Below are 12,114 nucleotides of genomic sequence, written 5' to 3'. Positions count from 1 at the left end.
AAGCGGGGTGCAACGTCACGAATCCGTCATCCGGCCCGGTTTTGCGGCCAACGACAAGGACCCGCCATGCCCTCCATGACCGAACCGAAGCTGATCGCCGGCAATTCGAACCGCACGCTCTCCAACGCCATCGCCCGGCGGATGTCGATGCACCGGGGCATGAGCGTCGGGCTCGTCGATGCCCGGGTCGAGCGCTTCAACGACCAGGAAATCTTCGTCGAGGTCTTCGAGAACGTCCGCGGCGAGGACATGTACATCATCCAGTCGACGTCGAACCCGGCGAACGACAACCTGATGGAACTCCTGATCATGGCCGACGCGCTGCGCCGCTCCTCGGCCGACCGGATCACCGCCGTGATCCCCTATTTCGGCTATGCCCGCCAGGACCGCCGCGCCAAGGCGCGGACGCCGATTTCAGCGAAGCTCGTCGCCAACCTCCTGACCGAGGCCGGAGTCGACCGGGTGCTGACGATGGATCTCCATGCCGCACAGATCCAGGGCTTCTTCGACATTCCGGTGGACAACCTCTATGCCGCGCCGATCTTCGCGCTCGACATCGAGCATCACTTCAAGGGCAAGCTCGACCAGATCACCGTGGTCTCGCCGGACGTTGGCGGCGTGGCGCGCGCCCGCGAACTCGCCCAGCGGATCGGCTGCGGGCTGGCCATCGTCGACAAGCGGCGCGTGAAGGCGGGCGAAGTCGCCGAGATGACCGTGATCGGCGATGTCGCGGGCCAGACCTGCATCATCGTCGACGATATCTGCGACACCGCCGGCACGCTCTGCAAGGCCGCCGAAGTGCTCATCCAGGGCGGCGCGAGCGAGGTCCATTCCTACATCACCCATGGCGTGCTGTCCGGACCGGCGGTCGAGCGGGTTGCCAATTCCGTGATGAAGAGTCTTGTCATCACCGATTCCATCGAGCCGACCGAACCGGTCCGCAAGGCCAAGAACATCCGCATCGTTCCGACCGCGCCGCTCTTTGCTCAGGCGATCATGAACATCTGGTCGGGAACCTCGGTTTCCTCGCTCTTCGACGCGGAGACGCTGGGGCCGATCTACGAGGGCATGTATTCGCGCGGCTGACCGGAAGCCGCTCGAAGACCGCGCGAAGTCGCGCCTCAGCGCGTCAGGTCACGTCCCACGCGTCAGGATCGGGAAGCTCGCCGATCGCGAGCCAGTCGGCGCGAATCCGGGCGATCCGCGTGTCCCCCCAGGTGCGGAAAATGATCTCGAATCCATCGGGCTTTATCTGGCCCGTCGAAATATCTGCGCGTGGGTTCGTCATCTGGTCCATGTCCCACATGGACATCGAGATTTGAACGACCGGCATTGACTGGAATCGCTCGGAAAACCCGACCTGGCGGCGCGTCTCGCGCGCACCGTTTCCGGTCCACATCTGCCCGCCTTCTTCGAAATCCGAAAACAACAGAACGGAGCCGCGTTCGACCCCAATCAAATGACTCTTCAGTCGCAACATCTAAGTCCCCGATTTAGCACCACCGTAGCTAGTGGATGCTGGTAGACAATTGGTAAATTGGTTCTGACACGGACACATAGATCCGGTTGAGATTGTGTCTCGATAATTCATCGGCCGTCCACGAAAAGCAACGGGCGGCCCGAAGGCCGCCCGGATGATCGCGTCGCATATCTGAGGCTCAGAGCCCGAGCGCGGCCTTCAGGGCCTGAAGGTCCGCAACGAGCTTGTTCGCGGCGTCCTTGCCCTCGGCCGGGGCCTCGGCGACCTCGGCCGTCGCATCTGCAATGAGCGCGTCCATGTCGGACGCCTTCACCTCGGCTTTCGGCATCGCACGCTCGGCCAGAACCGAGGCGCCCGCTGCCGAAATCTCGGCGAAGCCGCCGATGACGGCATAGTCGTTCATGCCTTCGGCGGTGACGACAGTGAGAATGCCGGGACGCAGCGTCGTGATCAGCGGCGAATGGTCGGGCATTGCCGTCAGGTCGCCATCGGCGCCCGGAATGCGAACCTCGCGGGCCTGAACGGAGGCAAGCCGCCGTTCAGGGCTGACGAGGTCGAACTGCATCGTATCGGCCATCTCGCCCCCTTACGCCGCTTCCGCGGCCAGACGCTGCGCCTTGGCTTTCACTTCGTCGATGTCGCCGACCATGTAGAAGGCGGCTTCCGGCAGGTGGTCGTACTCGCCGGCAACGACGGCCTTGAACGAGGCGATCGTCTTGTCGAGCGGCACCTGGACGCCGTCCGAACCGGTGAAGACCTTCGCCACGTCGAAGGGCTGGCTGAGGAAACGCTGGATCTTCCGGGCGCGGGCCACGGTCAGCTTGTCCTCTTCCGACAGTTCGTCCATGCCGAGGATGGCGATGATGTCCTGCAGCGACTTGTAGCGCTGGAGGATACCCTGGACATCGCGGGCGACGTTGTAGTGCTCTTCGCCGACAACGGCCGGGTCAAGGATCCGGCTCGTGGAGTCGAGCGGGTCAACGGCCGGGTAGATGCCGAGTTCCGAGATGGCGCGCGACAGAACCGTGGTGGCGTCGAGGTGAGCGAACGAGGTCGCCGGCGCCGGGTCGGTAAGGTCGTCGGCCGGAACGTAGATGGCCTGCACCGAGGTGATCGAGCCCGCCTTGGTCGAGGTGATGCGTTCCTGCATCGCGCCCATGTCGGTGGCGAGCGTCGGCTGGTAGCCCACGGCCGAAGGAATACGGCCGAGAAGTGCGGACACTTCCGAACCCGCCTGGGTGAAGCGGAAGATGTTGTCGACGAAGAAGAGAACGTCCGTGCCCGACTGGTCGCGGAACTGCTCGGCCAGCGTCAGGCCCGAGAGGGCGACGCGCATGCGGGCTCCCGGCGGCTCGTTCATCTGACCGTAGACAAGGGCCACTTTGGATTTCTCCAGATCGTCCGGGACGATAACGCCCGACTCGATCATCTCGTGGTAGAGGTCGTTGCCCTCGCGGGTCCGCTCGCCGACACCGGCGAAGACCGAGAAGCCCGAGTGCACCTTGGCGATGTTGTTGATCAGTTCCATGATCAGAACCGTCTTGCCCACGCCGGCGCCGCCAAAGAGGCCGATCTTGCCGCCCTTCGAGTACGGGGCGAGAAGGTCGATGACCTTGATGCCGGTCACAAGGATTTCCGACGAGGTCGACTGTTCCGAGAAGGCCGGGGCCGGCTGGTGGATCGGACGGGTTTCCTTGGCCTTGACCGGGCCCTTTTCGTCGACCGGCTCACCGATGACGTTGAGGATGCGGCCGAGCGTCGGGTTGCCGACCGGAACCGAGATCGGCTCGCCGAGGTCGGTCACGGCAGCGCCGCGCACGAGGCCCTCGGTCGCGTCCATGGCGACGGTGCGGACCGTGTTCTCGCCGAGGTGCTGGGCAACCTCGAGAACCAGACGCTTGCCGTTGTTGTCGGTTTCGAGCGCGTTCAGAATCGCCGGGAGTTGATCGTCGAACTGTACGTCCACGACGGCGCCGATGACCTGCGTCACCCGGCCCGCTGCGGCAGCTGCTTTCGGTGCTTTTGCCATCTAGTTTCTCCGGTTTCGTCAGAGCGCCTCGGCGCCCGAAATGATTTCGATGAGTTCCTTGGTGATCGCGGCCTGACGCGAGCGGTTGTACTCGATGGTCAGCCGGTCGATCATGTCGCCGGCGTTGCGGGTGGCGTTGTCCATCGCGGTCATCCGCGCGCCCTGCTCCGAGGCCGCGTTCTCCAGAAGCGCGGTGAAGACCTGCGTGGCCACCCCGCGCGGCAGGAGGTCGGCGAGGATCTCCTCCTCCGAGGGCTCGTAGTCGTAGAGCGTCGAGGCGCCTTCCTCCGCGTCCGCGTCGAACTTCGCCGGGATCACCTGCTGTTCGGTCGGGACCTGAGAGATCACCGACTGGAAGCGGTTGAAGAAGATCGTCGCGACGTCGAACTCGCCGTGGTCGAAGCGGTGGATCAGGTCACGCGCAATGCCTTGCGCATTGTCGTAACCCATCTTCTTGACGTCGGAGAGATCGATATGCGCGACGAAATACTTCGCGAAATCGCGCTTCAGCTGCTCGCGGCCCTTCTTGCCGACGGTCAGGATCTTCACCGTCTTGCCCTGCTTCAGAAGGTCGTTCGCCTTCGTGCGGGCAAGCCGCACGATGGTCGAGTTGAAACCGCCGCAGAGGCCCCGCTCGGCCGTCATCACGACCAGAAGGTGGGTCTGATCGGCACCGGTCCCGGCCAGAAGCCGCGGCGCCGCATCGGACCCGCCGACCGACGCGGCGAGCGAAGACATGACCGCGTTCATCCGCTCGGCATAGGGCCGGGCGGCTTCGGCGGCCTCCTGGGCGCGGCGGAGCTTGGCCGCCGCGACCATCTGCATGGCCTTGGTGATCTTCCGCGTCGACTTGACGCTTCCGATCCGGTTCTTAAGGTCCTTAAGGCTGGGCATATCCCTGTCCCTCCCCTCGCTTAAGCGAAGGTCTTGGCGAACTCGGCGATCGCGGCCCGGATCTTGTCCTCGGCTTCACCCTTGATCTTCGGGTCTTCCTTGGTGATCCAGTCCAGAAGGTCCTTGCGATTGGTGCGCAGGTACTTGAGCAGGTCCGCCTCGAACCGACCGACGTCCTTGACGGGAAGCTTGTCGAGGAAGCCCTTGGTGCCGGCGAAGATGACGCAGACGATTTCCGCGTTGGTCAGCGGCGAGTACTGCGGCTGCTTCATCAGCTCGGTCAGGCGCGCGCCCCGGTTCAGGAGCTTCTGCGTCGCGGCGTCGAGGTCGGAGCCGAACTGCGCGAAGGCCGCCATTTCGCGGTACTGCGCCAGTTCCAGCTTCACCGGGCCGGCGACCGACTTCATCGCGTTGGTCTGGGCCGAGGAGCCCACACGCGACACCGACAGACCGGTGTTCACGGCCGGGCGGATGCCCTGGTAGAAGAGTTCCGTCTCGAGGAAGATCTGGCCGTCGGTGATCGAGATCACGTTGGTCGGAATGAAGGCCGACACGTCGCCACCCTGGGTTTCGATGACCGGCAGAGCCGTCAGCGAACCCGCGCCGAAATCTTCGTTCAGCTTCGCCGAACGCTCGAGGAGACGCGAGTGCAGGTAGAAGACGTCGCCCGGATAGGCTTCGCGCCCGGGCGGACGGCGAAGGAGCAGCGACATCTGGCGATAGGCCACGGCCTGCTTGGAGAGGTCATCGTAGATGATCAGCGCGTGGCGGCCGTTGTCGCGGAAGTATTCCGCGATGGCAGTCGCCGAGTAGGGCGCGAGGAACTGCATCGGCGCGGGGTCCGAGGCGGTCGCGGCCACGACGATCGAGTAGTTGATGGCGCCGGTCTCTTCCAGCTTCTTCACGAGCTGGGCGACGGTCGAGCGCTTCTGGCCGATCGCGACGTAGACGCAGTAGAGCTTCTTCGACTCGTCGTCGCCGGCGGCGTCGTTGTAGGTCTTCTGGTTCAGGATCGCGTCGAGCGCCACAGCGGTCTTGCCGGTCTGGCGGTCGCCGATGATCAGCTCGCGCTGGCCGCGGCCGATCGGGATCATCGCGTCGACCGACTTGAGGCCGGTCGCCATCGGCTCGTGCACCGATTTCCGCGGGATGATGCCGGGGGCCTTCACGTCGGCCACCGAGCGGGTCTTGGCGTTGATCGGGCCCTTGCCGTCGATCGGGTTACCGAGACCGTCGACAACGCGGCCGAGAAGCTCGTCACCGACCGGCACGTCCACGATGGACTTCGTGCGCTTGACGGTGTCGCCTTCCTTGATCGAGCGATCGTCGCCGAAGATGACGACGCCGACGTTGTCGACTTCGAGGTTCAGCGCCATGCCGCGGATGCCGCCCGGGAACTCGACCATCTCGCCCGCCTGGACGTTGTCGAGGCCGTGGACGCGCGCGATGCCGTCACCGACCGAAAGCACGCGACCGACTTCGGCCACCGCTGCTTCCTGACCGAAGTTCTTGATCTGCTCCTTAAGGATCGCAGAGATCTCGGCTGCCTGGATTCCCATTATCCGACCTCTTTCATAGCATTCTGCAGGGAAGCGAGCTTCGAGCGGATCGAGGTGTCGATCATCTTCGAGCCCACTTTGACGATAAGGCCGCCGATGAGGCTTTCATCGACGGTGGTGTCGAGCTTGACGGTCTTGCCGACTGTCTTCTTGAGCGACGCGGCGAGCTTCTCGGCCTGCGTCTTGGTCAACGCGGCGGCGGCGGTAACCTCGGCGGTCACTTCGCCCTTCTCCTCCGCGATCATGTCGCGCAGGGCCGTCAGGAGTTGCGGCAGCACGAAGAGCCGGCGGCTCGAAGCCATCAGGCCGAGCGTATTGGCGAGCGTCGCGGAGAGCCCCATCTTAGCAGCAAGCGCACCGACCGATTTGGCCTGCTCCTCGCGCGAATAAACCGGGGAGGCGATCAGCGTCCGCAGATCCGCGCTTTCCGCCAGCGCGGCGCCGAGCGCGTCCACATCCCCCTCGAGCGCCTTGAGGCCATTGGCCTCCTTGGCGAGTTCAAACACGGCCGTCGCATAGCGACCGGCGATCCCTGCGGAAATCGAAGCTGGTTCGGACACGTCCACCCTTCCGATTGTTCTGTCCCATCGCCTCTTTTTTATTGTCAGGTCAGAGGCCACCTATGGCGTGCGCGGACGCGCACGGCCGAAGTTCGGCGCGGGTGTAGCAGAGCCGTCCGGACCTAGCAACCGCCTTGACGAACTTATTGGGACGAGGGTTTTTCTGCCTTTTCAAAGAGTTCCCGAAGATTCCCCAAACACGGCGGGAAATGTTGCTTTTTCGCAGCGCGGGTTTGGGCGTTAACAGTACGGATACGAAACAGAATCCTGTTTCATTGGCCGCGAGTCACGCCGGCTCGGCCGTCGGCTTGGGGAGCGCCTCGAGCACTTTCAGCGGTCGCCGTACCGCGGTCGCGAGGCCCGGGCGCTGTGGCGCGTGGACCTGTTTCGAAACCTCGAGCATCAGCACGCCGCCCGCCAGAACCGACGACACGCGGTGTCCGAAGCGTTCCCACATCGGCGCGGTGCGCAGCCAGAAGCGGCGCGAGCTTGGTGGCGCGAAGAGCGCGGATTGCTGGCGTTCGGCCGCGAAGTTGTGGCGGCGGAGCTGGCCGTCGAGCTGGCTCATCGAATAGGGGCGACCATAACCGAACGGAGTCCGGTCCGAGCGCGACCAGAGGCCGGACCGGTTCGGAACGATGAAGAGCGCCCTGCCTCCCGGGCCGAGCACGCGCCAGCACTCGTCAAGCAGCGCCGTCGGATTTTCCGACGTCTCCAGGCCGTGCAGCACTACGAGCCGATCGACCATGCCCGTCTCGAGCGGCCATTGCGTCTCCTCGCAGAGGACCGAGACGTTCTCCATCCCGGCGGGCCAGGGCATCACGCCCTGCGGTCCGGGCATCAGACCGACCACGCGCCGCGCCTCGGCCAGATAGGGGCGCAGCAAGGGTGCGGCGAATCCGAATCCGGCCACCGTCTGACCCTTCGCAGGCGGCCAGAGATCGACGACCTGATCCCGAATGGCCTTCTGGGCGACGCGCCCGAGCTGGGTGCGGTAGTAGAAATTCCTCAGGTCGAGAACGTCGAGATGCATTGCGCCCGTCGCTTCCATCGGCAAAAGTCAGTGGAAGCATACGGAAACATACACGAAACGCCATGCCCCTGGAAATCGTCACCGTTCCCTGCCTGAGCGACAACTACGCTTACCTCGCCCATGATGTCGCGACCGGCGCGACCGCCGTCGTGGACGTCCCAGAAGCAGCGCCGATCCTCAACGCCCTGTCCGCCCGGGGCTGGCGGGCTAGCCACATCCTGATCACCCACCACCACGGCGACCACATCGACGGCGTCCCCTCCCTTGCCGCCGCGACCGGCGCCCGCGTCATCGGCGCCGCGGCCGACGCCCATAGGTTGCCACCGCTGGACGAGGCGGTCACCGCGGGCGACACCGTTCGGATCGGAATGTGCAGAGGCACTGTGATCGACGTTTCCGGCCATACCATCGGCCATATCGCCTACCATTTCGCAGACTCGGGAATTGTCTTTACCGGGGACAGCCTCATGGCACTCGGCTGTGGCCGGCTTTTCGAGGGCACCGCTCACCAGATGTGGGACAGTCTCTGCAAGCTGGCGGCCCTGCCTCCGGAAACACTGGTCTGTTCGGGCCATGAATACACCCAGTCGAATGCCCGCTTCGCCCTGACGATCGAGCCGGGGAACGCCGCGCTGGCGGCGCGTGCGAAATCGGTGGACGCCGCGCGTGCGAAAGGGCGTGCGACCGTTCCCTCGACCCTCGCCGAGGAGCTTGCGACGAACCCGTTCCTGCGCGCACGCCTTGCAGAGGTGAAGACCGCGCTCGGCATGCAGGGCGCGGGCGACGCCGAGGTCTTCGCCGAGATCCGCGCGCGCAAAGACCGGTTCTGACCTGTCACATTTCCGAACCGATTAGGCACGAATCGGTCACGAAAGGCCGAAAATCGTTCAAATTTTGCGTCACTGATCGAGCATTGGGCGAAATCGGCAAGAAAACACTTGAAGCCGCCCGAATTCCACCGAACTTTAATAGTATGAGGCGAAAGTAGGTACCGGCCCACGGGCCACCCTGCTGGATGGGAAAGGAGCACGAACGTGCCGTCATTTTCGAACACGCTCGAACAGGCAATCCACGCGGCGCTGGCCTTGGCCAATGCGCGGCGCCATGAACTTGCAACTCTCGAACATCTGCTCCTCGCCCTGATCGACGAGCCGGACGCCGCAAAAGTGATGCGCGCCTGCTCGGTCGACATCGAGGAACTGCGCAAGACGCTCGTAGAATTCATCGACGACGACCTTTCGACGCTCGTGACCGATGTGGACGGGTCGGAGGCCGTGCCAACGGCCGCGTTCCAGAGGGTCATTCAGCGGGCCGCGATCCATGTACAGTCCTCGGGCCGGACCGAGGTCACCGGTGCCAACGTTCTCGTCGCGATCTTCGCGGAACGGGAATCGAACGCCGCGTACTTCCTGCAGGAACAGGACATGACCCGCTACGACGCAGTGAATTTCATCGCTCATGGCGTGGCCAAGGATCCGTCCTTCGGGGAAACCCGGCCGGTCACCGGCGCACAGGAGCAGGAGGACCATCCGACCTCGCAGGCGGATGGAGAGGCCAAGGAATCGGCGCTCTCGAAGTTCTGCATCGACCTCAACGCAAAATCCAAGAAAGGCGATGTCGACCCGCTCATCGGCCGCGAGGCGGAGATCGAGCGCTGCATCCAGGTCCTGTGCCGCCGGCGGAAGAACAACCCCCTTCTGGTGGGCGAATCCGGTGTCGGCAAGACCGCCATCGCCGAGGGCCTCGCGCTGAAGATCACGCGCGGCGAGACACCCGAGGTGCTCGAACATGCCACGATCTTCTCGCTCGACATGGGCGCGCTCTTGGCCGGAACCCGTTATCGCGGAGATTTCGAGGAGCGGCTCAAGGCCGTCGTGAAGGAGCTCGAGGACCATCCCGACGCGATCCTCTTCATCGACGAGATCCATACCGTGATCGGCGCCGGGGCGACTTCGGGCGGGGCGATGGACGCGTCGAACCTGCTCAAGCCCGCGCTCCAGGGCGGACGGCTGCGCTGCATGGGCTCGACCACCTACAAGGAGTTCCGCCAGCATTTCGAGAAGGACCGCGCGCTTAGCCGCCGGTTCCAGAAGATCGACGTGAACGAACCGACGGTCGAGGATGCGGTCAAGATTCTGATGGGGCTGAAGCCCTATTTCGAGAAGCACCACGACCTGCGTTACACGCATGATGCGATCAAGGCCGCGGTCGAACTCTCGGCGCGCTACATCCACGACCGCAAGCTGCCGGACAAGGCGATCGACGTGATCGACGAGGCCGGCGCGGCGCAGCACCTGGTGGCGGAATCGAAGCGGCGCAAGACGATCGGCCCGAAGGAGATCGAGGCCGTCGTCGCCAAGATCGCGCGGATCCCGCCGAAGAACGTCTCGAAGGACGATGCCGAGATCCTCAAGGATCTCGAGAAGACCCTCAAGCGCGTCGTCTTCGGTCAGGACAAGGCGATCGAGGCGTTGTCCTCCGCGATCAAGCTGGCTCGTGCGGGCCTGCGCGAACCGGAAAAACCGATCGGCAACTACCTCTTCGCCGGTCCGACCGGCGTCGGCAAGACCGAGGTCGCCAAGCAGCTCGCCGATACGCTCGGCGTCGAGCTTCTGCGTTTCGACATGTCCGAGTACATGGAGAAGCACGCCGTCTCGCGGCTGATCGGCGCGCCGCCGGGCTATGTCGGCTTCGACCAGGGCGGGCTGCTGACCGACGGCGTCGACCAGCATCCGCATTGCGTGCTCTTGCTCGACGAGATCGAGAAGGCGCATCCGGACGTGTTCAACATCCTCCTGCAGGTGATGGACCACGGCAAGCTCACCGACCACAACGGCCGGCAGGTCGATTTCCGCAACGTCGTGCTGATCATGACCTCGAACGCAGGTGCGGCCGAGCTTGCCAAGTCCGCGATCGGCTTCGGCCGTGACCGGCGCGAGGGCGAAGACACCGCCGCGATCGAACGCACGTTCACGCCCGAGTTCCGCAACCGGCTCGATGCGGTCATCTCGTTCTCGGCGCTGCCGCGCGAAGTGATCCTGCAAGTCGTGGACAAGTTCGTCCTGCAGCTCGAGGCGCAGCTGATGGACCGCCACGTCCATATCGAGCTGAGCCCGGAAGCGGCCAACTGGATCGCCGAGAAGGGCTACGACGACCGGATGGGCGCCCGTCCGCTTGCTCGCGTGATCCAGGAACACATCAAGAAGCCGCTCGCCGAGGAGCTTCTGTTCGGCAAACTCACGAAGGGTGGCGTCGTTCATGTGAAGGTACGCGACGGCGCGATCGTGCTCGAGATCGAGGAGCCGCAGAAGGCGCGGATTGCCGGCTCGAAGCCACCGCTCCTGACCGCGGACTGAGCCTGGATTGACACGAACACACGCGGCCGACACCTTCCCGGTGCCGGCCGCGTTTCGTTTGGACCTTGTGGCGGAAAGTTTGTGCCGGTCCCGGCCGGAACAAGAAAACGGGCGCCCCCGTCGGCTACGACTGCGTTTTCCCGATCTTCCGCGCGGCAGACCGAGCAAAGGCTCCGGGCGGATTAGCCAGTCGCATAGGCCGCCAGCGCCTCGGCCGCGAGTGCCGCGGCGGCGTCGGCATAGCGCGCGGAGTGGTGAAACGGCGTGAGTCCGGCCACGCCCGCCGCCCGCGCGATCTCTCCGGCCGCCCGCGCCGTCAGGTGGCGCGACGTGGTCGCGAAGGAGCGGTCGGCCTCGGGAAAGACCGCTTCGATGAAGAGGTGATCCGCGCCCCGGGCAAGCTCGACGATGCGGGCGCGGTTGTCCGCGGTATCGGCGGCGTCGGTCACATAAGCGAAATGCTGCTCCTTCTCGCGCCGGAACACCCGCGCGCGCAGGAGGCCGAGCGGAACCTCCCCGGCCCCGGGCACCGCGATCCGGTGGCGGTCAGGCAATCCGTCGCGCAGCGCCCGCTTGGCGATGTCGATCCACGGACCGACCGGAAGCCCCAACTCATCGAGCGCGCTGCGCCAGACATTCACGCGAAGGCGCTGCCGGAATGCAATCCCCAGCGACGGGATGCCGTGGTCCAGTGCGACCGCGCGGATCTCGAATTCGCGTTCGCTCAACACAAGGCCGGTGCTCAGATCGGGCACTGCCACATCACATCTGCGAAAACGCCTGCGGGCACAGAACTCGGCGGCCCGGGTGATCCGCCCGCCTTCAAAATCATGCACGGTGACTCGGAAATCAACCGAGGTCTCGTCAAGCAGGTTCCAGGTATAGGAGCCGAACCGACTTTCCATCTGGCCGACGAACCCGGCCGGCCCAAGGAGATGGAGCGGCAGCGGCCTGTGCAGGCGCAGGCGCAAGAGCCGCTCGAGACCGGCAATGTGGTCCATGTGGGCGTGACTGACAAAGACATGCGACACCCGGAGGAGTTCTCGTGGCGACAGCGGCGCGGTGTCGCCGAGATCGAACAGCATCGCCCGGCGGCCGAAGCGGAAGTCGAGATAGAGACCGGGATCTCCGCATGGGTCGTTGATCAGCCGGGGTTGGACGAGTAGGCTCATCGGTCACGCTCTCCGGTCCGGCGCGTCCGGC

General features: G+C 64.7%; 11 protein-coding genes. 3 read left to right on the top strand and 8 right to left on the bottom strand.

Going from position 1 to position 12,114, the window contains the following annotated elements:
* Positions 1–66: 66 nt before the first annotated feature.
* Positions 67–1,086: a ribose-phosphate pyrophosphokinase gene (locus OM960_RS14090; protein WP_290428665.1), complete on the top strand. Its 1,020-nt coding sequence runs from the start codon at positions 67–69 to the stop codon at positions 1,084–1,086.
* A 43-nt stretch (positions 1,087–1,129) separates the two neighbouring features.
* On the opposite strand, the gene OM960_RS14085 is transcribed toward OM960_RS14090, so the two are convergent.
* The 7 genes from OM960_RS14085 to OM960_RS14055 all read right to left on the bottom strand — a co-directional run bounded on the left by OM960_RS14085 (position 1,130) and on the right by OM960_RS14055 (position 7,555).
* On the bottom strand, positions 1,130–1,480 hold the full coding sequence (locus tag OM960_RS14085; RefSeq protein WP_263337526.1) for an H-type lectin domain-containing protein: 351 nt from the start codon (positions 1,478–1,480) through the stop codon (positions 1,130–1,132).
* A 178-nt stretch (positions 1,481–1,658) separates the two neighbouring features.
* Positions 1,659–2,057: a F0F1 ATP synthase subunit epsilon gene (locus OM960_RS14080; protein ID WP_263337527.1), complete on the bottom strand. Its 399-nt coding sequence runs from the start codon at positions 2,055–2,057 to the stop codon at positions 1,659–1,661.
* A 9-nt stretch (positions 2,058–2,066) separates the two neighbouring features.
* On the bottom strand, positions 2,067–3,509 hold the full coding sequence (gene atpD, locus OM960_RS14075) for a F0F1 ATP synthase subunit beta (protein ID WP_263337530.1): 1,443 nt from the start codon (positions 3,507–3,509) through the stop codon (positions 2,067–2,069).
* A gap of 18 nt (positions 3,510–3,527) precedes the next feature.
* Positions 3,528–4,403: a F0F1 ATP synthase subunit gamma gene (locus OM960_RS14070; RefSeq protein WP_263337533.1), complete on the bottom strand. Its 876-nt coding sequence runs from the start codon at positions 4,401–4,403 to the stop codon at positions 3,528–3,530.
* 20 nt (positions 4,404–4,423) lie between these two features.
* Positions 4,424–5,962 (bottom strand): F0F1 ATP synthase subunit alpha, encoded by a 1,539-nt coding sequence (atpA, locus tag OM960_RS14065; protein ID WP_263337536.1) that lies wholly within the window; start codon positions 5,960–5,962, stop codon positions 4,424–4,426.
* Entirely contained in the window at positions 5,962–6,522 is a 561-nt protein-coding gene (locus OM960_RS14060) for a F0F1 ATP synthase subunit delta (protein ID WP_263337538.1), read from the bottom strand. The genes atpA and OM960_RS14060 overlap by 1 nt, the downstream gene beginning before the upstream one ends.
* Before the next feature lie 286 nt (positions 6,523–6,808).
* Positions 6,809–7,555, bottom strand: a complete 747-nt coding sequence (locus tag OM960_RS14055) for a class I SAM-dependent methyltransferase (RefSeq protein ID WP_263337720.1) — start codon at positions 7,553–7,555, stop codon at positions 6,809–6,811.
* Positions 7,556–7,617: 62 nt separating this feature from the next.
* On the opposite strand from OM960_RS14055, the gene gloB reads away from it, so the two are divergent.
* Together gloB and clpA are read left to right on the top strand one after the other, a co-directional pair.
* A complete protein-coding gene (gloB, locus tag OM960_RS14050; RefSeq protein WP_264772398.1) occupies positions 7,618–8,385 on the top strand; it encodes a hydroxyacylglutathione hydrolase in 768 nt (255 codons plus the stop codon).
* 204 nt (positions 8,386–8,589) lie between these two features.
* Positions 8,590–10,911, top strand: coding sequence for an ATP-dependent Clp protease ATP-binding subunit ClpA (gene clpA, locus OM960_RS14045; protein ID WP_264772397.1), 2,322 nt, complete (start codon positions 8,590–8,592; stop codon positions 10,909–10,911).
* 182 nt (positions 10,912–11,093) lie between these two features.
* On the opposite strand, the gene OM960_RS14040 is transcribed toward clpA, so the two are convergent.
* Positions 11,094–12,083 (bottom strand): MBL fold metallo-hydrolase, encoded by a 990-nt coding sequence (locus OM960_RS14040; protein WP_264772396.1) that lies wholly within the window; start codon positions 12,081–12,083, stop codon positions 11,094–11,096.
* Positions 12,084–12,114: the final 31 nt, after the last annotated feature.

Origin of the sequence: Defluviimonas salinarum (genome assembly GCF_026013545.1) — a bacterium.
Taxonomy (GTDB): Bacteria; Pseudomonadota; Alphaproteobacteria; order Rhodobacterales; family Rhodobacteraceae; genus Albidovulum; species Albidovulum salinarum.
The sequence above is the reverse complement of the archived record's forward strand: the minus strand, read 5'-3'. Positions and strand labels throughout refer to the sequence as shown.